We start from the raw sequence: 23,806 nt of genomic DNA, 5'->3' as shown, positions 1-23,806 counted from the left end.
CGATTCCCACTGAAAGGATCCCCCATGGACCGAGCCCGGACCGCGCAACGACCGGCCTTCCAGAGCATCGATCACGTGATCGAGTGCCTAGGCGCCCAGGGTTACCTGGCCGACCGCTCGACCGCCACGGTGGTCTATCTGGCGGACCGACTGGGCAAGCCGTTGCTCATCGAGGGCCCCGCCGGAGTGGGCAAGACCGAGCTGGCCAAGGCGGTCGCCGCCGCCACCGACGCCGAGCTCATCCGGCTCCAGTGTTACGAGGGTGTCGACGAGGCCCGGGCACTGTACGAGTGGAACCACGCCAAGCAGATCCTGCGCATCCAGGCAGGCCAGGGCGAGGGATGGGACTCCACGCGGGACGACGTGTTCTCGGAGGAGTTCCTCCTGTCCCGGCCGCTGCTCACCGCGATCCGTCGTAGCGATCCCACCGTGTTGCTGGTCGACGAGGTGGACAAGGCCGACATCGAGATCGAGGGGCTGCTTCTCGAGGTGCTCAGCGACTTCGCTGTGACGATCCCGGAACTCGGGACGATCGAGGCGGTCCGCACGCCGTTCGCGGTGCTCACCTCCAACGCCGCACGCGAGCTCTCCGAGGCGCTCAAGCGTCGCTGCCTCTACCTGCACCTGGACTTCCCGACCCCCGAACTCGAGCGCAAGATCCTCGCCTCACGGGTGCCGGAGCTCGACGACCGACTGGCCGAGCAACTGGTCCGGGTGGTCGGGCTGCTGCGCGCCATGGCGCTCAAGAAGGTGCCGAGCGTGTCCGAGACCATCGACTGGGGCCGCACCCTCGTCGCCCTGGGCCTGGACACGATCGACGACGAGACCGTCCTGCAGACCCTCGGGGTGGTGCTCAAGCACCAGTCCGACCAGCTCCGCGCGGCCGCCGAGCTTCGGCTCAACTAGCGTGCGGCGATCAGGAGGCGAGGCACTGTGACCACGCGTTCGCCCGGCGGACTGTCCGGGCATCTCGTCGACTTCGTTGACGCCCTGCGCCGCAAGGGCATCCCGGTGGGACCGAGTGAGGCCGTCGACGCGGCCGCGGCGATGGTCCACATCGACCTACTCGACCGTGCGGCGCTCAGGGAGGCGCTCGCCGCGACGATCCTGCACAAACCCACCCACCGCGGTGTGTTCGACCAGATCTTCGACCTGTGGTTCCCCGCCGCGATCGGAGCGCACTCCCCGGCGGACGGGGTGGCGGTCGAGGTCGAGATCCCGACGGACGACGACGGCAAGGTGGACCCGGAGGCTCTGAACGCGCTCATCGCCTCACTGCTGCTCGAGGACACCGAGGAGTCGCGGGCCAAGGCCCGCGCGTTGGCCGAACTCCTGGTGGAGCAGCTCGGCTCCTACGATTCGGTCAACGGTCCGCGCTACTCCGCCTACCAGGCTCTCAGTCCCCTCGACACCGGCGCGATCATGCAGAAGATCCTCGACGGTCTGATGGGGGCGGACCCGTTCGATCCGGACGGTTCCAAGCGGCACGCCGAGAAGTCCGCGGCCGCGAATTCGGCGGCCGACATGGTGCGGGGTTTCCTCCGCGAGGTCGCCGACGAGACCCGGCGCCGCACCGCGGAGACGGTGGGGCGCGACCGGGTGGCCGACTACGCGGTGGGGCCCGCGGCGGAACAGGTGGACTTCCTGCGGGCCAACGACCAGGACCTGCAGGTTCTGCGGCGACGTGTGGGGCCTCTCGCCCGGCAGCTCGGCAGTCGCCTGGCGGCCCGGCGTCGTCGTCACCGCCAGGGTGCGATCGACATGCGCAAGACGATGCGCCGGTCCATGTCCACCGGCGGGGTGCCGGTGGAATTGGTCCTGCGCAAGCCCCGGCCGGCGAGGCCGGAGTTGGTGGTGTTGTGCGACGTGTCCGGTTCGGTGGCCGGGTTCAGTCACTTCACGCTCCAACTGGTGCACTCCCTGCGTGAGCAGTTCTCCCGCGTGCGGGTCTTCGCCTTTGTCGACACCACCGACGAGGTCACCTCGTTCTTCGAGACCGGCTCGGACCTCGGATCGGCGATGAGCCGCATGGTGCGTGAGGCCCGGATCATCACTTACGACGGGCACTCCGACTACGGTCACGCGCTCGAGGGGTTCGCCGACCGCTACGCCCACACCCTCACGCGCACGGGTTCGCTGCTCATCCTGGGCGACGGCCGCAACAACTACCGCGACCCCTCCGTGGACGCTCTCGAGTTCGTCAGCGAGCGGGTCGGCCACACCCACTGGCTCAACCCCGAGCCCAGGAAGCAGTGGGGCACGGGCGACTCGGCCGCACGCCTGTACTCCCAGTACGTGCCCATGCACGAGTGTCGCAACGTCGAGCAACTCACGGCCGTCGTCGCGGGCCTGTTGCCCGTGTGACGGCGCGGGCACGCGAGGGAGCGGAACGTGGTCCCGGACCGATAGACTCGGCGACCATGACCACGACGGGGGCCGCCGCGGGCGCCGGACGCCGCATCGGAGTGATGGGCGGGACCTTCGATCCGATCCATCACGGTCACCTGGTGGCGGCCAGCGAGGTCGCTCACCGCTTCGGCCTCGACGACGTGGTCTTCGTCCCCACCGGAGAGCCGTGGCAGAAGCGGGGGCGTTCCGTCTCACCCGCCGAGGACCGGTATCTCATGACCGTCATCGCCACGGCCTCCAACCCCCGGTTCTCCGTCAGCCGCGTGGACATCGACCGCCGGGGGCCCACGTTCACCGTCGACACCCTCAGGGACCTGCTGCGGCAGAACCCCGGGGTCGAGATCTTCTTCATCACCGGTGCGGACGCACTGGAGAAGATCCTGACCTGGCGCGGCTGGGAGGAGATGTTCGAGCTCGCCACCTTCGTGGGGGTCTCACGCCCCGGCTTCGAGTTGTCCGACACCCACCTCACGGAGATCGGTGACGGGCGCGTGCACCTGCTCGAGATCCCCGCGCTGGCCATCTCCTCGACCGAGTGCCGCAGGCGCGCGGCCGAGGACGCCCCGGTCTGGTACCTCGTGCCGGACGGCGTCGTCCAGTACATCGCCAAACGCAACCTGTACCGTCCCGAGGGCTCCACCAGGCTCGACGGGACCCCCGCCGCGACGGCTCCCGCGCACCGCGAGCTCGTCCGCACCGACACCCACACCGAGGAGATCCACCAGTGACCGCTAGCCCCGAGGCCCTGGAGATGGCGGGCATCGCCGCCCGCGCCGCAGACGACAAGCTGGCCACGGACGTCGTCGTGCTCGACGTCTCCGGTCAGCTGATCATCACCGACTGCTTCGTCCTGGCCTCGGCCGACACCGAACGCCAGGTCAACGCCGTGGTCGACGAGATCGAGGACAAGCTCCGGGAGGCGGGGCACAAGCCGCTGCGTCGGGAGGGCACGCGGGAGGGGCGCTGGGCGCTTCTCGACTACAACGAGGTGGTCGTGCACGTCCAGCACGTCGACGAGCGCGACTACTACTCGCTCGACCGGCTCTGGAAGGACTGCCCGGTCGTGGAGATCGAGGGAGTCGAGACCTCCGGCCGGCCCGAGTCCGCGACCAGTGGCGCCGACGACTCGCTCGCGCCGGAGGAGCCGCAGCGGGATCAGGGGCTCTGACACCCCCGTGACCCGTCGTCTCATCCTGCTGCGTCACGGTCAGACGCACTACAACGCCTCGTTGCGCATGCAGGGCCAGTTGGACACCGAGCTCAGTGAACTCGGAGTCCAGCAGGCTCACGCGGTGGGCCGCGCGCTGGCGCACCGTCGGCCGTGGACGATCCTGTCCTCGGATCTGCAGCGGGCGCGAGAGACGGCCCTGGCGCTGGCATCGGAGGTCGGGCTCGAGGTCCGGACCGACCCACGCCTTCGGGAGACCCATCTGGGCACGTGGCAGGGGATGAGCCATTCGGAGGTCGACGAGCAGTGGCCCGAGGCCCGGATGCGGTGGCGCAGCACCCCACGGTGGTCCCCGCCCGAGGGGGAGAGCCGCCTCGACGTGGCCCGCCGCACCCGGGAGGTGGTCGACGAACTCGTGGACTCCTCGCCCGGGTGGAACGAGCATCCGGCGGTGCTCGTGGCCCACGGGGGCGCGATCGCCGCCCTCACCGCCGCCCTCATCGAGTTGCCGGTCGAGCAGTACCCGATCTTCAACGGTCTCGGGAACACCTGCTGGGTGCAGCTCTCGGCGCATCCGCGTCCCGGGCCCTCCTGGAGTGGACAGCCCGCGGAGCCGGAGATCGGGCCCACGACCGTCGGCGCCCGCGAGGTGCTCTGGCGCCTCGACCAGTGGAATGCCGGTCTCACGCCCCCGGTGGCGACGATATGACCATCAGGCTGGTCACCGACTCGAGCGCCGACCTCCCCGAGGAGTGGGTCCGCGAGTTCGGCATCACCGTCGTGGGTCTGCACGTCGTCGAGGAGGGCGACAGGGCGGTCTCGACGGCCGCGGTCACCCCGGACGAGCTGACCGCGATCTACCAGGAACTCTTCGACGACCCGGACTGCACGGGCATCGTCTCCGTCCACTTGTCGCGCGAACTGTCCCGCACGTGGGAGTCCGCCGCCGACGCCGCCACGAGATTCGGTGGCCGGGTCCTGGTCTCGGACTCCCGGTGTGCGGGGATGGCGTTCGGTGCCGCGGTGGCCCAGTGCGCCTGGGCGGCGAACAACGGCCTGGGCCTGTCCGGAACCTACGAGCTCGCCGAACGCCTCTGCCGGGGGGCGTCCACCTTCGCCGCCCTGGAGTCCCTGGAGAGCCTGCGCCGGGGCGGCCGCATCAGTGCCCTCGCGGCGATCTTCGGCAGCGCGCTGGCCATGCGCCCGATCATCGTGCTGAAGGGTGGTTCGGTCGACCTCGCCGCCAAGGCCAGGACCACGACCAAGGCCCACGAGAGGCTGCGCGGGCTGCTTCGCGACGAGATCAGTCGGGGCGACGTCCTGGTGGTGGTCCACCACCACGAGGCACCGGAGCGGGCCCGGGAGATGGCCACCGAGATCCGCAAGGAGACCCCGTTCCCCGAGCGGGTCCTCGTCGTCGAGTTCGACGAGGTCCTGGCCTGGCACCTGGGGCCCGGGACAGTGGGTGTCTCGGTGACCGACCTCGTCGACACCGCATTCCCCATCCCCGCCGTCGCTCCACAGGACGGCACCTGAGGGACCTCTCCGGGGTCTGGCCGGGGAGCGCGCCGGTCTAGTTTCGCCCCATGTTCCCCGACACCCGGACTCGTCCCGCGGACACCGGCGACCCGGCCCGCGAGGCCGCCCTGCGCAGGCTCTCGAGCGTGACCGCGCAGGCGGAGCGGGCGCCCGTCCCCTGGGCGGATGCGGAGGCGGACGGCAGGCGACCTGAACGGGTGCCACCCGAACGCCCGGACCCGGCGGCCTGGGCCGACCCCCCGTGGTGGCGCCGGGTCCGGTGGGCCCCGGACAGGATCGCGGGAATCGCCCTGGTCGTGGTGGTGCTGGGCCTCGGTGGATTCTCAGTTCACCGTCTGCTGTCCGCGGTGCCAGAGGGCGCGCCGGTGCCGGAACTCCCGTTGGCCACCCCGGGCGTGACCGTCCCGGCGGACGGCTCGTCGGCATCGGGTTCGCCCCAGACCCCGGCCGGGACCGGGGTGCATCCGACCGCGATGGACCCGGCCGGGGCGGCCGGGCCCGGAAACGACGGGTCCGCGGGGCCCGTCGTGGTCTCCGTCGTGGGTCTGGTCGGGCGCAGTGGGTTGGTCACACTGGCCCCGGGCGCTCGGGTGGCGGACGCCCTCGACAGTGCCGGTGGGGTTCTGGACGGCGGGGACCGCGACGGCCTCAACCTGGCACGGAAAGTGGCCGACGGCGAGCAGATCCTGGTGGGACTGGCGCCGGGGCCCGACGGCCCCCGCGGCCCGCGGAGCGGGATCGTCGGGGCCGGCGACCCGCCCGTGGACGGAGCCCCGGCCCCGGCGCCGGCGGCGGGGACCGCGCCCGGCGCGCCGCCGTCGGGCGGGGGACTGGTCGACCTCAATACGGCGGACGCCACGACCCTCGAGACCCTGCCCGGGGTGGGGCCGGTGACCGCCTCCTCGATCCTGGCCTGGCGCGCGGCCAACGGGTCGTTCGCGAGCATCGATCAGCTGGCCGAGGTCGACGGCATCGGCCCGGTCACGCTCGCCCGACTACGGCCCCTGGTCTCGGTGTGAGCACCGGAGAACTGCCGGCCGAACTGCCGGCCGATCTGCCGGCCGAGCCGCCGGCCGAGCCCCCCGCCCCGCGGGCACCTGCCGCGCGTGACCTCCGATTGGTCGTTCCGACGCTCGCGCTGTTCGTCACCACCGCGGTCACCCTCGGGATGCGGCCGGCGGCGGCCTGCGCACTCGCGGTGGTGCTGCTCGTCGCGGCGCTGATCGCAGTCGCCTGGTCGGTGTCCGTGGGAGCGCGGGAGCGGCTGGACCACACGGCGCTGTGGGTACTCGCGGTGGCGTGCGCACTGGGGTCGATCGGCGCCGGCGTCCAGGCGGCGCGGTCACACGCGCTCGCCGCGCATCCGATGGTCTCGCTCGTCGACACCCGGACGGGTGTCGAGGGCGTGGTGACGGGGTTCGACCGCCCGGTCCGCGGCGGCGGGGTGATGGTTCCGCTGCGGGTGGAGGTCACCGGATCAGGACAGTCGGCGCGAGTGGCCCGCCTCGACGTGGTGGTCCTGGCCCGGGAGGGGTGGCGGGGCCTGCCACCGGGGACGCGGGTGCAGACCTCGGTCATGGTGCTGGAGCCACGCTCTCCCGGGGATCCGCCAGCCCTGCGCGCCCTGGCGCCTCCGCGGGTGACCGGGGAACCGGGCGTGACCGGCCGGGCCCCGGCCGCGGTGCGCGAACGGTTGCGAGTGGTCTCCGGTCGCGCACTCGAGGGTGAAGCGGCGGCGTTGCTCCCGTCCTTCGTTCTCGGTGACGAGGGCGGGGTGTCCACGGAGACCCGCGACGGGTTCCGGGTCGCGGGGCTGGCTCATCTCGCGGCGGTCTCCGGAGCCAACACCACCTATGTGGTGGGGTCTGTGCTCCTGGCCGCCGCCGCGCTGGGAGCGGGGCGGCGCGTCCGCATCTTCGCCGCGGGGCTGGCGCTCGCGGGTTTCGTCGCGGTGGTGGGTCCGGAGCCCGCGGTGTTGCGGGCGGCCGGGACCGGGGCGATCGGCCTGGCCGCGCTCAGTTCCCACCGGACCGGCCGACCGTTGGCGGCGCTGGCCGGCGTGGTGCTGCTGGTGTCGATGCTCGATCCCACAACGGCCACCGGCGCCGGGTTCGTCCTGTCAGTCACGGCGACCGCCGCGCTCGTGGTGGCCGCCCGACCCGTGGCCGTGCGTCTGCGCCGTCCGTGGATGCCGGCCACCGTCGCGGATCTGCTGGCGGTCTGCGTGGTGGCGCATCTGGCGACCCTGCCGGTGCTGGTGGCCACCGGCCTTCAGGCGGGTCCGTGGGCGCTGCCGGCCAACATCGCGGTGGCGCCGGTGGTGCCGCTGGTGACGGTTCTCGGGACCGCCGCCGCGGCGCTGGGACCCGTATGGCAGGACGGGGCGGTCCTGCTCGCGGCGGCGTGCGCTCCCGCGCTGTGGTGGCTCGAGACGGTCGCCCGGATCGCCGTGGCCCTGCCGGGGTCGCCCGACGTCGCGCCCGGGTGACCCCGGGCACGGATCCGGAGCCGCTCGCGGAGTGACCTTTGTGTACCGGATGCGTCCGGGGTCCCCGCCGCGCATCATGGCCCGCACGGCACAGCTCCGAGACCACGACGAGGAGACGGGACGAGTGAGACTGATGAGAAGGAATGACGACCTGAACGGAAAGATCATCGTCGTCACGGGAGCATCCAGCGGCTTCGGCCGTGGCGCCGCGATCGCCCTCGGCGCGCGCGGGGCGCACGTCGTCCTGGCCGCTCGCCGCGGCGAGGTGCTCGAGGAGGTGGCCACCCGGATCGCCGCGTCCGGTGGTTCTGCCGTGGCGGTGCCGACGGACGTCAGCGATCCCGAGGCCGTCGAGAACCTGGCAGCGGCGGCGGAGGAACACTTCGGCCCCATCGACGTGTGGATCAACAACGCCGCGGTCGGTGTGATGGGCCTGTTCTGGGAGGTGCCGCTCGCGGATCACGCCCGACTCGTCGACGTGGATCTCAAGGGCATGATCTTCGGTGCCCACGTGGCACTGCGGCGTTTTGCGGCCCGTGGCGAAGGCGTGCTGGTCAACGTGGGATCGGTCGCCGGAGAGGTTCCGCTGGCCTATCAGTCCACCTACTCCGCGGTGAAGGCGGGCATCACGAGCCTCGGTCGCTCCCTCACCGAGGAACTGCGACTGGCCGGGTTGGAGGAGACGGTGAAGGTCGGCACGATCCTGCCCTGGGCGGCCGACACCCCGTGGTGGGATCACGTCGGAAACTACACCGGCCACGCGCCGCGGCTGACGGCGATGGACGACCCCGACCTCATCGTGGACGCGATCGTCGACGCCTGTACGAACCCGGAGCAGGAACGGCCCGTCGGGCCGAAGGGGCGCGCTGCCCACACCTCGCACCGCCTGTTCCGCGAGCTGACCGAGCGGTTCTCGGGAACGCTCTCCCGGGCCGAGATCGGAAACGGCGCGCGCGTGCCGGACACCGCCGGCGCCATCCACGAGCCGGTGGCCGTCGGCACTGCTGTTCACGGAGACACCCGGGCGCGGATGGTCGAGGAGGATGCCGACCCCGGTTCATGAGGGCGGCGGCGCGGGCCTGACGGACGTGCGTGGCACCATGTCATCTGACGACGACGAGGAGCGCATATGTCACCAGGCTCTGCACCCGCCGCTCTGCATCTTGTCCTGGGCGAGGACGAGTTCCTCACCGAGCGCGCCACGGCCGGTGTCGTGGCGACCGCCCGGGCGGCGGCGCCCGCGGGGGAGGATCCGCCCGTGGTCTCCCGGCTGGGCGGGCCGGAGGTCGGTGCGTCGCAGTTGTTCGAACTGCTCTCGCCGTCGCTGTTCGGCGAAGCCCGCATCGTGGTGATCACCGGGGCCGCGGAACTGGGCAAGGACGCCCAGGCGGCGGTGATGGACGCGGCCGTCGACCTTCCGGACCGGACCGTCATGGTGGTTCAACACACCGGCGGCGGCCGGGCGAAGTCGCTCGTGCCGGACCTGCGGAAGGCCGGCGCGCAGGAGCACGCGGCCGCAAAGATCTCACGTCACACGGATGTGGTGGGATTCGTGCGCTCGGAGTTCCGTGGCCTCGACGTCCGGGTGGCCCCGGAGGCGTGTGAGGCCCTCGTCGAGGCGGTGGGTACGGACCTGAGGCAGCTGGCGTCGGCATGCGGCCAACTGGTGGCCGACACGGGGGGGAAGGTCGATGTCGAGGCGGTGCGCCGCTATCACTCCGGCGTCGTGGGCGTCAGCGGTTTCACCGTGGCGGAGCGAGCGGTCACGGGGGATGTGGCCGGGGCGATCGAGGCGCTGGAATGGGCCATGCACACCGGGGTTCCGCACGTCGTGTTGGCGGACGCTCTCGCGGACGCCGTGAACTCCATCGCCATGGTGGGCACGCAACGGGGTACCCCGCCCGCCGAGTTGGCACGTCAGGGGCTGCCCCCGTGGAAGGTCAAGAAGGTCACCGCGCAGACCCGGTACTGGTCGATCGACACCCTCGGCCGGGCCCTCCAGGTGGTCGCCCGCCTCAACGGGGAGGTCAAGGGTCAGGCGGAGGACACCTCCTACGCACTCGAACGGGCGGTCCGTGCGGTGGGGTCGCTGGCGGGCGCGGCGTAGAACGCGACTGGTCACAACGCGACGAGGTCCCACCACGCGATTGGCGAGAACGCGACGAGGGCCCACCACGCGACCTCGATCGGTGCGGGGTGGGCCCTCGGAGCCTCGTCGCGGTGTTCGCCGCGGGGCTGTGCTCCCGGCGGGGGGAGCGGGTCGCCTCAGAGCGAGTTGACGGCCTTGGCGAGCGACGACTTTTTGTTGGCTGCCTGGTTCTTGTGGATGACGCCCTTGGTGGCGGCCTTGTCGAGCTGACGCGAGGTCGCGACGAGGAGGGCGCCGGCCTTGGCCTTGTCGCCGGCCTCGGTGGCCTCACGCAGGTTGCGGATGGCCGAACGCAGCGCGGACTTGACCGACTGGTTGCGCAGGCGGTTGCGCTCGTTGGTGAGGTTCCGCTTCTTCTGGGACTTGATGTTGGCCACTGGTCACCTTTGGTCGTGTCTCGACGGCCCCGCGGGGATCCGGTCGATCGGATGTCATGTCTCTCGTCCGCTCGAACGCGCGCTACGCGATCCGGTGGACACCGACGACCGACTTTACCAGCGGCGGCGTCACCGGCCAAAACCCGGCGGCCGCCCCTCACCGCGTCAGCGCCACCCGTAGTCCGAGCGCAGCCGGTCCGCGACCCGCTCGAACGTCCCGCGGGGGCAGACCGCGCCCTCGCGCCGGATGCCCTGCTCGGGGACGTCCAGCACCCGGTCCAGGCGGACCCAGCTCGGTCGGTCCTCCGTGTCCCACGGCCCGGTGCCGAGGGACTGCCATCCCTCGTCGTCGTCCCGCCTGGCCTGCGAGGAGAGCATCAGTCCGAGCAGGCGATCGCCGTCGCGGCCCACCACCAGCACCGGGCGGTCCTTCCCGCGTCCGTCGGCCTCCTCGAACTCCACCCAGGTCCACACGATCTCCCCGGGGTCAGCCCGACCGTCGAGGTCCGGTGCGTAGGACAGGGTCCGCGCGCGACTCGCGGTGGGCACGGTGCCGGTCGTGGCGGGCCGTCCCGCCCCGACAGCCCTGGCCGTCTGAGGAGCGGTGATCCCGCGATCCTCGAGGCGCCGTCGCACCTCGAGGGCCACCGTCGGTCCGTACGTGCGGCCCATCCGAGCCGCGGTGCGACCCATCCGGGCCCAGTCGATCGCCATGTCGGCCAGGGTAACCGCATCTAGGATCCCGACTCATGGACGTGATCTTCGCGGTGGTGTGGTCAGACGGCTCGGCGTGGTCGGACGACACGGTCGGGTCCGTTCCCGACGGCTCGGGCCTACGAGCGGAGATCGCCCGGGCGGTGGACGGCCCGCTCGCCGAGCTCGGCGTGGGCGAGTACGTGGTGAACGTCCGCGACGAGGCGGTCGCCGGCGCGATGATCGACGTCCAGGTGACCCCGCGACCGGTGCTGGCGGCGGTCCGCGCGCGGGTGCCGGTGGCCTCGGCCTCCGCGTGTGCCGACTTCCTCGACGGATTGCGTGGGCTGGGTCCGGTCTCCGCGTGGTCGGTCACCGCGTCGGAGCCGCTCCCCGTGCCCGGGCCGGGAGAGGACGGAAGGTGTCCCGGAATGGCGAATCTGGCCTTCCTGCGGCGGCCCGGGCGTCTGGATCGCGAGGAGTGGCTGCGCATCTGGCTCGAGGAGCACACCACGGTGGCGATCGAGACGCAGTCGACCACCGGGTACACCCAGCACGTGGTGGTCCGCGCACTGACCGAGGGGGCGCCGGAGATCGCGGGGATCGTCGAGGAGGTCTTCCCGATCGAGGCGGCCCGCGACCTGGGGGTGTTCTTCGATTCGCGGGGCAGTGACGAGCGGATGGGCGCCAACATCGAGGCCATGACCGCCTCGACGGCCCGGTTCCTCGAGGACGGAGCGGTCGACGCGATCCCCACGGGGCGGTACGTGATGGGTGTCCGGAGTCCGCGCGTGTGACAATGGGGTGATCGCCCGGTCGGACCGCACCCCGCCACGCCCGGGCCCGCCCGAGGAGTGATCGAGATTCCCAACTTCGCAGAGACGACGTTCACCGATCCCGCCAGGATCAGGAACTTCTGCATCATCGCGCACATCGACCACGGCAAGTCGACGTTGGCCGACCGCATGCTGCAGATCACCGGTGTCGTCGAGGAGCGGCTCATGCGGGCCCAGTACCTCGACCGCATGGACATCGAGCGCGAACGCGGCATCACCATCAAGGCGCAGAACGTCCGCCTGCCGTGGGTGCCGCGCTCCGGTGACCACGCGGGCGAGGAGATCGTACTGCACATGATCGACACCCCGGGCCACGTGGACTTCACCTACGAGGTCTCCCGCGCTCTCGAGGCGTGCGAGGGGGCGATCCTCCTGGTGGACGCCGCGCAGGGGATCGAGGCGCAGACGCTGGCCAACCTCTACCTGGCCATGGAGAACGACCTCGAGATTATCCCGGTGCTCAACAAGATCGATCTCCCGGCGGCGGACCCTGACCGGTTTGCCGAGGAGATCTCCCACATCGTGGGGTGCGAGCCGGAGGACGTCCTGCGGGTGTCCGGCAAGACGGGCGCGGGGGTCGAGGAACTGCTGGACAGGGTGTGTGACGTGATCCCGGCGCCCGAGGGCGACCCCGACGCCCCCGCCCGCGCCATGATCTTCGACTCGGTCTACGACACCTACCGCGGCGTGGTCACCTACGTCCGGGTGTTCGACGGCACGCTGAATCCGCGCGAGAAGGTCAGGATGATGTCGACGGGGTCGACGCACGAGGCGCTCGAGGTCGGGATCATCTCGCCGGAACCCAAGGTCACCAAGGGGCTGGGCCCGGGCGAGGTCGGGTACCTCATCACCGGGGTCAAGGACGTCCGCCAGTCGAAGGTCGGTGACACGATCACCAGCGCCCGCGGCGGGGCGGAGGAGCCACTGGCGGGGTACAAAGAGCCCAACCCCATGGTGTTCTCCGGGCTATACCCGATCGACGGGTCGGACTACCCGGTCCTGCGCGACGCCCTGGACAAGCTGCAGCTCAACGACGCGTCGCTCGACTACGAGCCGGAGACCTCCGTCGCACTCGGCTTCGGCTTCCGCTGCGGTTTCCTGGGTCTGCTGCACATGGAGATCACCCGGGACCGGCTGGAGCGGGAGTTCAACCTCGACCTGATCTCCACCGCACCGAACGTGGTGTACCGCGTGGTCGCCGAGGACGGCACCGAGCACCAGGTCACCAACCCCTCGTACTGGCCCGAGGGCAAGCACCGCGAGATCTTCGAGCCGATCGTCAAGTGCACGATCATCGTGCCCAGCGATTTCGTGGGCACCGTCATGGAACTGTGCCAGTCCAAGCGCGGCGAGATGAAGGGCATGGACTACCTGTCCGAGACCCGCGTGGAATTGCGCTACGTCATGCCGATGGGCGAGATCATCTTCGACTTCTTCGACTCGCTCAAGTCCCGCACCAAGGGGTACGCGTCGATGGACTACGAGGAGGCCGGTGAGCAGGCGTCCGATCTGGTCAAGGTCGACATTCTGCTGCAAGGCGAGGCCGTGGACGCGTTCTCCGCGATCGTGCACCGGGACTACGCGCAGGCCTACGGCAACAAGATGACGGGCAAGCTCAAGGAGCTCATCCCGCGTCAGCAGTACGAGGTGCCCATCCAGGCGGCGATCGGCGCGAAGATCATCTCCCGCGAGAACATCCGCGCCATCCGCAAGGACGTGCTGTCCAAGTGCTACGGCGGCGACATCAGCCGCAAGCGCAAGCTGCTCGAGAAGCAGAAGGAGGGCAAGAAGCGCATGAAGTCGATCGGCCGCGTGGACGTGCCCCAGGAGGCCTTCGTGGCGGCGCTGTCCGCGGAGTCGAGCGCCGACAAGAAGTAGGACCCGGGCCCGCGGGGTTACGGCTTCGCTCGGTGGCGTCGCACGGCGGACCGGTTGGTGCAGCGGGTCGAGCAGTACCGTTTCCGCCCGTTGCGGGTGGTGTCGGCGAAGACGTCCTCGCAGTCGTCGGCCGCGCACCTGGCCAGCCGGTCGATGCCGCGTGAGGTCAGGTGCAGTGCGGTGCCCACCGAGAACATGGCGGTGAGCAGTCGGGCGAACGGGACGTCGTCCGCGCGGTAGTGCACGTGCCAGTGGCCGTCGTGGTCGGTGAGTCGCGGCGGTGCGGAGTGCTCCGCGAGCAGAGCGTTGAGGGCGTCGGCCCGCCCGCGGGGCTCGGTGGTGTCGACGACGACGAGCCAGTCGTCGAGGAACGTCAGCGTCTCCGCGAGGTCCGCGTCGGAGGTTCCGCGGTCGATGGTCACCCCCGATTCGCGGCAGCGGTCCACCAGTTCGCGGGTGGTGCGGGGGCGGCGGTTCGCCAGGTCGGCGGCGAGGGTCACCGGATCCGCCCCGTAAGGGTTGATATACACAAACCAATTACAGCACAGTACCCGGTATGCCTCAGTCTCTCGCGGGTCTGACCGCGTCCCCGGCCGTCGGGATCTCAGTGTGGGTCCTGGCCGCGCTCGTGCTGGCCGCGTTCGTCGCCGGCTGGGTCGACTCGGTCGTCGGCGGGGGAGGGCTCATCCAGCTCCCGGCGTTGGTCGTCGGCCTCCCCGCGGACGCCTCGACCCCGGAGATCCTCGGCACCAACAAGCTCTCCTCGGTCGCCGGGACCCTGGTCGCCTCTGCCACCTATCTGCGCCGAATCCGTGTGCCGGTCGGGATGGTCCTCCCGCTGGTGGTCGCCGCGTTCGCCGGCTCGGCCGCGGGCTCCTCGGTCGCCCGGTTCATCCCGCGGGACCTGCTCACGCCGGTGGTGCTGGCGGCCGTGATCGTGGTGGGCGCCTACACGTGGTTCCGGCCCACCATGGGTCGCACCCACGAGAACCGGTACACCGGATGGGCGCGCATCTGGCGTTCGGCGCTGATCGGGCTGGTGATCGGGTTCTACGACGGGGTCCTGGGGCCGGGGACAGGGTCGTTCTTCGTGATCGCGATCGTCGCGTTCCTGGGCTTCGGGTTCCTGCAGGGGACGGTGGCGGCCAAACTCGCCAACCTCACCACCAACATCGCCTCGATCCTGGTCTTCGGCATCCACGGTGAGGTGTTGTGGATCATCGGTGGCTGCATGGCGGTGGCCAACCTCACCGGCGGGTTCATCGGCGCCAAGATGGCGATGCGTCACGGCAACGAGTTCATCCGGGTGGTGTTCCTGGTGGTCATCGGCATCCTGGCGGTCAAGCTGGCGTGGGACACGGTGGCCCTGTGGACGTGAGGCGCCCCGGGAGGGCCGACGTAGACTCGCCCCCATGAGCCTCCCGAACCCCGAGCCCGGCCGCCACCCGCTCCTCGACGAGTCGCCGCTGCCGTACGGCCTCCCGGACTTCGCGGCGATCGACGAGGCGGAATTGGAGCCGGCCATCCGGACGGCGATCGACGACCACGCCGCCGAGTTCGCGGCGATCGTGGCCAACCCGGACGCCCCGACCGTCGAGAACACGGTCGTCGCCCTCGAGCGGTCGGGCCAGGCGCTCCAGCGGGTCCTGTCCGTGTTCTACGGACTCCTCGGTCCCGATGCGACACCCGCCCGCCTCGACGTCGACCGGGTCGTCTCACCGCTGTTGGCCGCACACTCGTCGGCCGTCATGACCGACCCGGCTCTCCTCGCGCGGGTCGACGCCGTCCACTCGGCGTCGGAGGCGGGGGAACTCGAGGTCGACGACGAGACCGCCCGCCTGATCAGCCGGCACCACCGTGACCTCCTCCGGGCCGGCGCGGGACTCGACGAGGCGGGCCGCGCCCGACTGACCGCGATCGACACCCGACTGGCCGAACTGACGACGGCCTTCGGGGAGAACCTGCTCGCCTCGACCGCCGAGCTCGCCGTTCCCGTGACCGACGAGGCCGAGCTGGAGGGCCTGTCCGCGTCCATGCGGTCGTCACTCGCCGCCGCGGCCCGGGAGGCGGATCGGGAGGGCTGGCTCATCCCACTGGGACTTCCCACCGTGCAGCCGATCTCCGCGTGGCTGGACCACCAGGGCCTCCGGCGGCGGGTGATGGAGGCCTCGCTGCGGCGGGGGTCCACGCCCGGTCACGACAACTCCCCGATCGTCCTGGAGATCGTCCGGCTCCGCGCCGAGCGCGCGCAGCTGCTGGGTCTGGACTGCCACGCCGAGCACGTCCTGGCCGTGGAGACCGCCGGCTCGCCCGACGCGGCACGGGGACTGCTGCTCGACGTGGTCGACGCCGCTGTGACCAACGCCCGCAACGAGGCCAAGGACCTGCTCGGCGGAGAGGACCGGGAGCTGGACCCGGCCGACTGGGCCTTCGAGTCCGAGCGGTTGCGCGCCGACCGCTTCCAGGTGGACGACGCCCGCGTCCGGCCGTACTTCGAGCTCGAGAGGGTGCTCCACGACGCCGTCATGCACTCGGCCTCCGAGCTCTACGGCCTGCGCTTCGCCGAGCGGACGGACCTGCGCGGATACCTCCCCGACGTCCGCGTGATCGAGGTGTTCGACGACGAGCGCACTGAGCCCGACGCCGGCGTGGGGTTGTTGCTGCTCGACTACTACGCCCGTCCGACCAAGCGGGGCGGTGCCTGGATGAGTTCCTTCCGCGATCAGTCCCGTCTCCTGGACTCGCGGCCCGTCGTCGTCAACGTCATGAACCTGTCCCGCCCCGCGGCGGGTGAGCCGACGCTGCTCACGATGGACGAGGTCACCACGATGTTCCACGAGTTCGGGCACGCCCTGCACGGTCTGCTGTCGGACGTGGAGTACCCGGTGTTCTCCGGTACCTCGGTGCCGCGCGACTTCGTCGAGTTCCCGTCCCAGGTCAACGAGATGTGGGCCCGCCGGCCCGAGTTGCTCGCGCGGTACGCCCGGCATGTGGAGACGGGGGAGCCGATCGACCCGGATCTGGTCGAACGGATGCGTCAGGCCGAGCGCTTCGGTGAGGGACAGGCCACCGTCGAGTACCTCGCCGCCGCCCTGCTCGACCTGGCCTGGCATTCGCTGACCCCGGCCGATGCCGAGGCGGTCACGGACGTGGACGAGTTCGAGGCGCGGGTGCTGGCCGACGCGGGCCTCGATGTCCCCGGCGTGGAACCCCGGTACCGGTCGCGGTACTTCCAACACATCTTCGCCGGCGGGTACTCGGCCGCCTACTACTCGTACTTCTGGGCCGAGGTCCTCGACGCGGACGCCGCCGAGTGGTTCTCCGAACGCGGGGGACTGCAGAGGGCGACGGGCGAGGCGATGCGCCGCGAGGTCCTGTCCCGGGGCGGGGCGATCGACTTCCTCGACGCCTATCGGGCGATGCGCGGCGCGGACCCGAGCCCCTCGGCGCTGCTGCGTCGCCGGGGCCTTGACTCCTCGGTGGTGGGTGGCCGCGAGGCCGCGGCCGTCGGTCGGTCGTAGGATCGCGTCGTGACGGCATTCCTCGAGTTCTGGGACACGGTCGAACTCTGGCTCGCCACGCTGCCGTTCCCGCTTCAGGTCTTCATCATGCTCGCGGTGGGCGTCCCGCTGTTCTACCTGGTCGCGGTGGGCGTCGAGCGGGTGGCGGATGTGCTCGTGGACCGGTTCCGGGGCCTTGTCGCCTCCGGCGACGCAGAGACCGGGAAGGAGGTCCTCTGATGCCCCGATCGCGTGTGACTCTGGCCCTGATCCTGCTGATCGCGCTCGTCGTGATGGCGTGGCTCATCCTCGACGTTTACTGAGCACAGGCCGTCGGTCGAACACGCGCTGTGAGACTGACTGCGGACGTACACTTCGTGCATGCAGCGCCTGAGTGGACTTGACGCCAGCTTTCTCTACTTCGAGACCAGGGCCCAACTCCTGCACGTGTGCGGGTTGATCGTCCTCGACGGATCCGAGATGAACGGTGGCTACTCGTTCGACGCGCTGCGGTCCGAGCTCGCCCGCCGGGTCACGGCCATGCCGGGCTTCCGCCGCAAGCTGCACGACTCGTTGCTGAACATCGATCACCCGGTCTGGGTCGAGGCCGAGGACTTCAACATCGACCATCACCTCCACCGGGTGGGCCTGCCGGAGCCGGGCGGAGACGAGGTGCTCGCGGAACTGTGTGGGCACCTGGCCAGCCAGCCGATCGACCGCTCCATGCCGTTGTGGCAGATGTATGTCATCGAGGGGCTTCCCGATGACCGGTTCGCGGTCTTCGCCAAGATGCATCACTCGACAGTCGACGGCGTCACGGGTGCCAACATGATGTCCCAGTTGTGTTCGCTCACCCCGGACGATCCGACTCTCGACCAGGAACTGGTGGAGGAGACCGCCGGCGGGTCCGGGGCTCTCGAACTGGCCGTCGGTGGGGCGTTGTCCCGCCTGGCCACCCCGTGGCGCCTGGCCTCGTTGCTCCCGGGGACACTGGGAGTCGTCCCGTCGTGGATCAACAGGGCGCGCAAGGGACTGGCCATGCCGGCGCCGTTCACCGCGCCCCGCACCCCGTTCAACCGCACGATCACCGGGCACCGGTCCATCTCGTACGCCAGTGTGGACCTGGACCAGATCAAGCGCATCAAGAACGCCTTCGGCACCACCGTCAACGACGTCGTGCTGGCGATCTGCTCGACTGCGCTACGGACCTATCTGGACGACCTCGACGAGCTGCCCTCCAAGCCCCTCATCGCGATGGTCCCGATGTCGGTGCACGCCGCGGAGTCGCGCCCCGGCACCAACCGCGTGTCGGGCATGTTCATGTCGCTGGCCACGGACATCGACGACCCGGTCGAGCGCCTGGAGTCCATCCGGGACGCCAACACCGTCGCCAAGGACCACACCGACGCGCTCAACGCCAATCTCCTCACCGACTGGGCGCAGTTCGCGGCTCCGTCGGTGTTCGGGTCCGCGGTCCGGATGTACTCGCGACTGAGGCTCTCGGAGCGGCACCCCGTGGTGCACAACCTCATCATCTCCAACGTGCCCGGCCCGAACATCCCGCTCTACTTCCTCGGGGCCAGGGTCACCAAGATGCTGCCGATGGGACCGGTGTTCCACGGAGCCGGACTCAACTGCACGGTGATGTCGCTCGATGGTGAACTGCACTTCGGGTTCATCGCGTGCAAGGACCTCGTTCCCGACCCATGGCCCATGGCTCGCGCGGTGGATGCGGCGTTGGCCGAACTGGTCGCCGCCGCCGAGGAGCGGGAGGCGAGCGGCACCCCCACCGCGGAGCGGAAGTCGGCCGCCGAGTTGGCGCAGTTGCGCAAGCAGTCGAAGAAGGCCGGGCGTCAGTCATCCACGGCGACGACCGGGAAGCCCTCGTCGAAGAAGCCGGCCGCGGCGTCGTCGTCGGCCAGCACATCGGCCGAGCCGAAGAAGGCACCGGCCAAGAAGGCTCCGGCCAAGAAGGCACAGGCGAAGAAGGCTCCGGCCAAGAAGACTCAGGCGACTAAGACTCAGGCGACGAAGTCGGCCGCAGCGAAGCCGACCGCCAAGAAGGCCGCCCCGCAGAAGAAGACCGCTACCACCGAGGGCTCCGCCACCACTCCCACGGCCACCACATCGACGGCCACCAAGCGCACTTCCACCACGAACTCGGCCGGCAAGCCCACGGGATCCAAGCCCGCCACCCCCGCGCGCGGCCCCGCGGGACCGGCATCCGGCACTGTGGGCTCCGTGACCAGACCAGACGACACCCCCGCGGCCGACCCGGCCCCGCACCCCTCACCCTCGACGGCCTCGTCCTCAACCGATCCGACCGCCGCCGTCAAGGCCGGGGGACCGGCTGCGTCCTCCTCGGGGGGCGGTGAGACCGGGGACGTCAGTGCGACCGGTCAGGCGTGACGACCGGGGTCACCGATCCCGCAGGTCTCGCGCTCTCCCCGCCGCCGCGCGACCCGCGGGCTCCGTTCGGGATCTACCTCCATGTCCCGTTCTGCGCATCCCGCTGCGGTTACTGCGACTTCAACACCTACACCGCTGGGGAACTCGGGTCGGCCACGTCGCCCGCCGACTGGGAGCGCGCCGCCGCGCTGGAGATCGAGCGGGCGGCGTCCGTCCTGGCCGGGTCCGGTTCCCCGCCGCTGGTCGACACCGTCTTCGTCGGCGGTGGGACGCCGTCGCTCGTGGGTGCGGACGTCCTGGTGGGGATGCTGGGGCGCATCCGGTCGACGTTCGGACTGGCACCCGGCGCCGAGGTGACGACCGAGAGCAATCCGGAGTCCACCTCCCCCGAGTTCTTCGGACGCCTGCGCGAGGGCGGGTTCACCCGGATCTCGCTCGGCATGCAGTCCACGGCAGCGCACGTCCTGCGGGTCCTGGACAGGGCGCACACCCCGGGGCGCCCGCAGGAGGCGGTCGCCGAGGCCGGTCGCGCCGGGTTCGACCACATCAACCTGGACGTGATCTACGGGACCCCGGGGGAGACCGACGACGACCTCGCCCGCACCCTCGACGCCGTCGTGGAGACCGGCGTGGACCACGTGTCCGCCTATTCGCTCATCGTCGAGGACGGCACCGCGTTGGCCCGGAGGATCCGGCGGGGAGAACTGCCCGGAACCGTCGACGACGTGCTCGCGGACCGCTACGAGCAGGTGGCGCAGCGGCTCGCGCGGGCGGGGTTCCACTGGTACGAGGTGTCCAACTTCGCGGCCGACGAGTCGGGATACTGCCGCCACAACATGGGGTACTGGCGCGGCGGCGACTGGTGGGGGATCGGACCCGGGGCGCACAGCCACGTCGCCGGTGCCCGCTGGTGGAACCTGCGTCACCCTGCCCGGTACGCGGCCGCCTGCGACGCCGGTGACCTCCCGGTGGAGGGCGGGGAGCGGCTCACCGACGCCGATCGGCACCTCGAGCGGATCATGACCGGCCTCCGGCTGGCCGAGGGGCTCCCGGACGCCGCCTTCACGGCGCAGGAGCGGGCGCGGGCGGACCTCCAGGTGTCGGCGGGTCTGCTGCGGCGCCGTCCCCCGGGCGGGGCCGACGGCGGCGGGTACGCCCTGACCGAGTCGGGCAGGCTGCTGGCGGACGGAGTCGTGCGCGACGTCCTCCTGTAGAGGTGCTGGATTAGAATCGTCCGTACGCAGGGAGCGAGGAGGGGAATCGATGTCGAGCACGGCCGATCGTAGGACCGAGGTCCTGCGCGCGATCGTCTCCGACTACATCGCCTCGCACGAACCCGTCGGCTCCAAGTCCCTGGTCGATCGCCATTCGCTGGGGGTCTCGAGTGCGACGATCCGCAACGACATGGCCGTGCTCGAGGCGGAGGGCTTCATCGTCCAGCCCCACACGAGTTCCGGACGGATCCCCACGGAGAAGGGCTACCGCCACTTCGTCGACTCGATCGAGGAGATCACGCCGCTCTCGCGGGCGCAGCGGAAGGCCATCCAGGCCTTCCTCGAGGGTGCCGTCGACCTCGACGACGTCCTCCGGCGGGCCGTGCGGCTGCTGTCGCAGCTCACCCGCCAGGTCGCCGTCGTCCAGTACCCGGTGCTGGGACGCTCCACCGTGCGTCATCTCGAGGTGGTGAGCCTGGCACCCACCCGCCTGCTGCTGGTGCTGATCACCGACACCGGTCGGGTGGACCAGCGGACCGTCGACCTCGCCGCGGCGCTGACGGACGACCACCTGGCCGAACTCCGGACGCTCCTGTCGGAGGCGGTGGCGGACAAGAGACTCGGCGACGCCTCCGAGGCGCTGGCGGCCACACCCGAGCGCGCGCGGCCGGACTACAGCGACGCCGCGGAGAGGTGCGTGACGGTGCTGGTGGAGACCCTCGTGGAGCAACCCGACGACCGCATCGTCCTGGGCGGCACCGCCAACCTCACGCGCAGCGCGGCCGATTTCGACGGTTCCCTGAGATCCGTCCTCGAGGCGTTGGAGGAGCAGGTCGTGATCCTCCGGTTGCTCTCGGCGGCGCAGTCCGTGGGGATGGGGGGCCCCGGCGGGGTCACCGTCCAGATCGGCGAGGAGACCCGGTCGGCGGAGATCCGCGGGGCGTCCGTGGTGTCCTCCGTGTACGGTTCCGAGCGCCAGATGCTCGGCGGGATGGGGGTGCTCGGGCCCACCAGAATGGATTACCCGGGAACAATCGCCTCGGTCGCCGCTGTTGCCCACTACGTGGGCGAGATCCTGTCCGGGCACTGACGCCCGTAGCCTCACCCGGGACCGGTGTCCCACCGACCTGATCCACATGACGAAAGGCGACACGTGTCACGCGACTACTACGGGACCCTCGGGGTCGATCGAGGTGCCTCGGAGTCCGAGATCAAGCGCGCCTACCGCAAGCTCGCCCGAGAGCTGCACCCCGATGTCAACCCGTCGGACGAGGCGCGTGAGAAGTTCAGCGAGATCACGGCGATCTACGAGGTGCTCACCGACCCCGAGAAGCGCCGCGTCGTGGACATGGGCGGCGATCCCCTGGACTCGTCTCCCGGTGGCGGGTACGGCGGCGGTTTCGGTGGTGGGGGTTTCGGTGCCGGCGGGGGACTCGGCGACGTGTTCGAGGCGTTCTTCGGTGGCGGCGGCGGTGGCGGCGGACGTGGCCCCCGGAGCCGTGTGCAGCCGGGGTCGGACGCGCTGATCCGCGTGAACCTGACGCTGGCGGAGTGCGCGACCGGCGTGACCAAGGAGATCCAGGTCGACACGGCCGTCCTCTGCGAGACCTGCCACGGCAAGGGGTCCGCGACCGACGCGCCGCCCGCCAAGTGTGGGATGTGCCAGGGGCAGGGTGAGATCCAGTCCGTCCAGCGCTCTCTGTTGGGCAACATCATGACCAGCCGACCGTGTCCCACCTGCGCCGGGACCGGTGAGATCATCACCGATCCGTGCGGTGACTGCACCGGCCAGGGCCGCGTCCGCAAGCGCCGCACCGTGTCGGCCAAGATCCCGGCAGGCGTCGGTGGCGGAATGCGGATCCGGCTGTCCGGGCAGGGTGAGGTCGGTCCCGGCGGTGGCCCTGCCGGGGACCTCTACATCGAGGTCAACGAGCGCACCCACCCGGTGTTCGTCCGCGACGGCGACGACCTGCACTGCACGGTCCGCGTCCCGGTCGTGGACGCCATCCTCGGCGGCCGGGTGGACCTGGAGACCGTCGTCGGTGACGACCTTCAGATCGACATCCCGTCCGGCACCCAGCCCGGGCACACGGTCACCCTGTCCGGCCGCGGGATGCCGCGTGTCCGGGGCGGCGGGGCCGGTGACCTCACGGTCCACATGGAGGTCGTGATCCCCGACAAGCTGGACCGCAAGCGAAGGGACCTCGTGGAACAGCTGCGCCGGCTCGGTGGCGACTCGGCCGAGATCGTCAACGAGGACACCGCCCGCCGGGGCGGGTTGTTCTCACGGCTGCGCGACGCGGTCGCGGGTCACTGACCCGGTGACCCCTCCTCTGTTCCGACTCGACGCGGTGCCCGCGGTCGGCGAGACCGCCGTCCTGGACGGGGCCGAGGGGAGACACGCCGGCTCGGCCCTGCGGGTGCGGCCTGGGGAGCTGCTCCGCATCGGCGACGGCCGCGGCCGGGTGGCGGACTGCTCGGTCCTGACGTCGGGGCCCGGCCGGGTCGAGGCGGAGGTCCTGGCCGTCACCACGGTCGACCGACCGACCCCCCTGGTGACGGTGGTGCAGGCACTGCCCAAGTCTGAGCGGGGCGAGCTCGCCGTGGAGCTGGCCACCGAGGCCGGGGCCGACCGGATCGTGCCGTGGCAGGCGGACCGGTGTGTGAGCCGCTGGGCGGGGCCCAAGCTCGACAAGGGCCGGGCCAAGTGGGCCAACGCGGCCCGCGCCGCCGCCAAACAGTCCAGGCGGGAATGGGAGCCGGCGATCGGTGACGTCCTCGACTCCGCCGGCCTCACCGCGTTTGTCTCCGAGGAGATCGCGGCCGGTGCGCTCGCGCTGGTGTTGCACGAGGACGGTGCCGCCCGATTCGCGGACGCCGTGACCGCGGCGGGGCCGGTCGAGCGGATCATCCTCGTCATCGGACCCGAGGGCGGCGTCTCCGACGCCGAGATCGACGCACTCACCGGTCTCGGCGCCCGCGCCGTCGTCCTGGGGCCCGAGGTGCTGCGCACCTCCAGCGCCGCCGCGGTGGCGTTGGGCGCACTCGGAGTTCTCACGCGGAGATGGGCCCGCGCTGGTACTACACTCGACCCGACCGCACCACCACCCAGGAAGTGATCCACGTAGGTACCCCAGAGAACGACG

At 70.9% G+C, this 23,806-nt stretch carries 22 protein-coding genes and 1 pseudogene; 20 read left to right on the top strand and 3 right to left on the bottom strand.

Annotated features, from left to right (window positions below; all coding sequences use genetic code 11):
• Positions 1 to 24 precede the first annotated feature (24 nt).
• The 10 genes from CEY15_RS10505 to holA all read left to right on the top strand — a co-directional run bounded on the left by CEY15_RS10505 (position 25) and on the right by holA (position 9,711).
• Positions 25 to 906, top strand: a complete 882-nt coding sequence (locus tag CEY15_RS10505; protein ID WP_017835663.1) for an AAA family ATPase — start codon at positions 25 to 27, stop codon at positions 904 to 906.
• 27 nt (positions 907 to 933) lie between these two features.
• The gene (locus CEY15_RS10500; RefSeq protein WP_095718400.1) at positions 934 to 2,364 is read left to right on the top strand and encodes a vWA domain-containing protein; all 1,431 of its coding nucleotides are present in this window, start codon (positions 934 to 936) and stop codon (positions 2,362 to 2,364) included.
• 56 nt (positions 2,365 to 2,420) lie between these two features.
• A complete protein-coding gene (gene nadD / locus CEY15_RS10495; protein WP_176475083.1) occupies positions 2,421 to 3,137 on the top strand; it encodes a nicotinate-nucleotide adenylyltransferase in 717 nt (238 codons plus the stop codon).
• Positions 3,134 to 3,577, top strand: a complete 444-nt coding sequence (rsfS, locus tag CEY15_RS10490; RefSeq protein WP_017835660.1) for a ribosome silencing factor — start codon at positions 3,134 to 3,136, stop codon at positions 3,575 to 3,577. Before nadD ends, rsfS begins: the two co-directional genes overlap by 4 nt.
• Positions 3,578 to 3,584: 7 nt before the next feature.
• Positions 3,585 to 4,286 carry a histidine phosphatase family protein gene (locus tag CEY15_RS10485; protein WP_095718399.1) on the top strand — a complete coding sequence of 234 codons (702 nt, stop codon included), beginning with the start codon at positions 3,585 to 3,587 and terminating at the stop codon, positions 4,284 to 4,286.
• Complete coding sequence (locus tag CEY15_RS10480) at positions 4,283 to 5,113, top strand: DegV family protein (RefSeq protein ID WP_095718398.1); 831 nt, start codon at positions 4,283 to 4,285, stop codon at positions 5,111 to 5,113. The genes CEY15_RS10485 and CEY15_RS10480 overlap by 4 nt, the downstream gene beginning before the upstream one ends.
• 50 nt (positions 5,114 to 5,163) lie before the next feature.
• Positions 5,164 to 6,135 carry a ComEA family DNA-binding protein gene (locus tag CEY15_RS10475; protein WP_095718397.1) on the top strand — a complete coding sequence of 324 codons (972 nt, stop codon included), beginning with the start codon at positions 5,164 to 5,166 and terminating at the stop codon, positions 6,133 to 6,135.
• A complete protein-coding gene (locus CEY15_RS10470) occupies positions 6,132 to 7,604 on the top strand; it encodes a ComEC/Rec2 family competence protein (protein ID WP_245847532.1) in 1,473 nt (490 codons plus the stop codon). Before CEY15_RS10475 ends, CEY15_RS10470 begins: the two co-directional genes overlap by 4 nt.
• A 133-nt stretch (positions 7,605 to 7,737) precedes the next feature.
• Positions 7,738 to 8,667 (top strand): SDR family NAD(P)-dependent oxidoreductase, encoded by a 930-nt coding sequence (locus tag CEY15_RS10465; protein ID WP_176475082.1) that lies wholly within the window; start codon positions 7,738 to 7,740, stop codon positions 8,665 to 8,667.
• Positions 8,668 to 8,733: 66 nt separating this feature from the next.
• Positions 8,734 to 9,711, top strand: coding sequence for a DNA polymerase III subunit delta (gene holA, locus CEY15_RS10460; RefSeq protein WP_095718395.1), 978 nt, complete (start codon positions 8,734 to 8,736; stop codon positions 9,709 to 9,711).
• Between the two features lie 158 nt (positions 9,712 to 9,869).
• Here the strand turns inward: holA and rpsT are convergent, their stop codons facing one another.
• Together rpsT and CEY15_RS10450 are read right to left on the bottom strand one after the other, a co-directional pair.
• The gene (rpsT, locus tag CEY15_RS10455) at positions 9,870 to 10,130 is read right to left on the bottom strand and encodes a 30S ribosomal protein S20 (RefSeq protein WP_095718394.1); all 261 of its coding nucleotides are present in this window, start codon (positions 10,128 to 10,130) and stop codon (positions 9,870 to 9,872) included.
• Positions 10,131 to 10,295: 165 nt separating this feature from the next.
• The gene (locus CEY15_RS10450; RefSeq protein ID WP_095718393.1) at positions 10,296 to 10,844 is read right to left on the bottom strand and encodes a type II toxin-antitoxin system PemK/MazF family toxin; all 549 of its coding nucleotides are present in this window, start codon (positions 10,842 to 10,844) and stop codon (positions 10,296 to 10,298) included.
• Between the two features lie 35 nt (positions 10,845 to 10,879).
• On the opposite strand from CEY15_RS10450, the gene CEY15_RS10445 reads away from it, so the two are divergent.
• Positions 10,880 to 11,620 (top strand): EthD domain-containing protein, encoded by a 741-nt coding sequence (locus CEY15_RS10445; RefSeq protein WP_095718392.1) that lies wholly within the window; start codon positions 10,880 to 10,882, stop codon positions 11,618 to 11,620.
• Positions 11,621 to 11,677: 57 nt separating this feature from the next.
• Positions 11,678 to 13,537 (top strand): translation elongation factor 4, encoded by a 1,860-nt coding sequence (lepA, locus tag CEY15_RS10440; protein WP_095718391.1) that lies wholly within the window; start codon positions 11,678 to 11,680, stop codon positions 13,535 to 13,537.
• A gap of 17 nt (positions 13,538 to 13,554) precedes the next feature.
• Here the strand turns inward: lepA and CEY15_RS10435 are convergent, their stop codons facing one another.
• Positions 13,555 to 14,067 (bottom strand): CGNR zinc finger domain-containing protein, encoded by a 513-nt coding sequence (locus tag CEY15_RS10435; RefSeq protein WP_031264504.1) that lies wholly within the window; start codon positions 14,065 to 14,067, stop codon positions 13,555 to 13,557.
• Between the two features lie 26 nt (positions 14,068 to 14,093).
• Here CEY15_RS10435 and CEY15_RS10430 point away from each other — a divergent pair, with 26 nt between their 5' ends.
• The 8 genes and pseudogenes from CEY15_RS10430 to CEY15_RS10395 all read left to right on the top strand — a co-directional run bounded on the left by CEY15_RS10430 (position 14,094) and on the right by CEY15_RS10395 (position 23,779).
• Positions 14,094 to 14,915, top strand: coding sequence for a TSUP family transporter (locus tag CEY15_RS10430; RefSeq protein ID WP_095718390.1), 822 nt, complete (start codon positions 14,094 to 14,096; stop codon positions 14,913 to 14,915).
• A gap of 34 nt (positions 14,916 to 14,949) precedes the next feature.
• Positions 14,950 to 17,058 (top strand): M3 family metallopeptidase, encoded by a 2,109-nt coding sequence (locus tag CEY15_RS10425; protein WP_095718389.1) that lies wholly within the window; start codon positions 14,950 to 14,952, stop codon positions 17,056 to 17,058.
• Between the two features lie 9 nt (positions 17,059 to 17,067).
• Positions 17,068 to 17,277, top strand: a complete 210-nt coding sequence (locus CEY15_RS10420; RefSeq protein WP_095718388.1) for a hypothetical protein — start codon at positions 17,068 to 17,070, stop codon at positions 17,275 to 17,277.
• A 141-nt stretch (positions 17,278 to 17,418) separates the two neighbouring features.
• Positions 17,419 to 18,792 (top strand): annotated as a pseudogene (locus tag CEY15_RS10415) (WS/DGAT/MGAT family O-acyltransferase); the annotation flags it as partial.
• A gap of 650 nt (positions 18,793 to 19,442) precedes the next feature.
• Complete coding sequence (hemW, locus tag CEY15_RS10410) at positions 19,443 to 20,660, top strand: radical SAM family heme chaperone HemW (protein ID WP_095718386.1); 1,218 nt, start codon at positions 19,443 to 19,445, stop codon at positions 20,658 to 20,660.
• A 49-nt stretch (positions 20,661 to 20,709) separates the two neighbouring features.
• Complete coding sequence (hrcA, locus tag CEY15_RS10405; protein ID WP_095718385.1) at positions 20,710 to 21,750, top strand: heat-inducible transcriptional repressor HrcA; 1,041 nt, start codon at positions 20,710 to 20,712, stop codon at positions 21,748 to 21,750.
• A 63-nt stretch (positions 21,751 to 21,813) separates the two neighbouring features.
• Complete coding sequence (gene dnaJ / locus CEY15_RS10400) at positions 21,814 to 22,977, top strand: molecular chaperone DnaJ (protein WP_095718384.1); 1,164 nt, start codon at positions 21,814 to 21,816, stop codon at positions 22,975 to 22,977.
• 4 nt (positions 22,978 to 22,981) lie between these two features.
• Positions 22,982 to 23,779, top strand: coding sequence for a 16S rRNA (uracil(1498)-N(3))-methyltransferase (locus tag CEY15_RS10395; protein WP_017835641.1), 798 nt, complete (start codon positions 22,982 to 22,984; stop codon positions 23,777 to 23,779).
• Positions 23,780 to 23,806: the final 27 nt, after the last annotated feature.

This window comes from Dietzia natronolimnaea (assembly GCF_002289575.1).
In the GTDB taxonomy this organism is placed as follows: Bacteria; Actinomycetota; Actinomycetes; order Mycobacteriales; family Mycobacteriaceae; genus Dietzia; species Dietzia natronolimnaea_A.
Note: the sequence above shows the minus strand (reverse complement) of the source record. Positions and strands in the feature narration are given on the sequence as shown.

Excerpts from the sequence above, each read along its gene's own strand:
- CEY15_RS10505 (WP_017835663.1), top strand. The coding sequence starts at position 25 with ATGGACCGAGCCCGGACCGCGCAACGACCGGCCTTCCAGAGCATCGAT.
- nadD (WP_176475083.1), top strand. The coding sequence starts at position 2,421 with ATGACCACGACGGGGGCCGCCGCGGGCGCCGGACGCCGCATCGGAGTG.
- CEY15_RS10480 (WP_095718398.1), top strand. The coding sequence starts at position 4,283 with ATGACCATCAGGCTGGTCACCGACTCGAGCGCCGACCTCCCCGAGGAG.
- CEY15_RS10475 (WP_095718397.1), top strand. The coding sequence starts at position 5,164 with ATGTTCCCCGACACCCGGACTCGTCCCGCGGACACCGGCGACCCGGCC.
- CEY15_RS10465 (WP_176475082.1), top strand. The coding sequence starts at position 7,738 with ATGAGAAGGAATGACGACCTGAACGGAAAGATCATCGTCGTCACGGGA.
- holA (WP_095718395.1), top strand. The coding sequence starts at position 8,734 with ATGTCACCAGGCTCTGCACCCGCCGCTCTGCATCTTGTCCTGGGCGAG.
- CEY15_RS10450 (WP_095718393.1), bottom strand. The coding sequence starts at position 10,844 with ATGGCGATCGACTGGGCCCGGATGGGTCGCACCGCGGCTCGGATGGGC.
- CEY15_RS10445 (WP_095718392.1), top strand. The coding sequence starts at position 10,880 with ATGGACGTGATCTTCGCGGTGGTGTGGTCAGACGGCTCGGCGTGGTCG.
- CEY15_RS10430 (WP_095718390.1), top strand. The coding sequence starts at position 14,094 with ATGCCTCAGTCTCTCGCGGGTCTGACCGCGTCCCCGGCCGTCGGGATC.
- CEY15_RS10425 (WP_095718389.1), top strand. The coding sequence starts at position 14,950 with ATGAGCCTCCCGAACCCCGAGCCCGGCCGCCACCCGCTCCTCGACGAG.
- hrcA (WP_095718385.1), top strand. The coding sequence starts at position 20,710 with ATGTCGAGCACGGCCGATCGTAGGACCGAGGTCCTGCGCGCGATCGTC.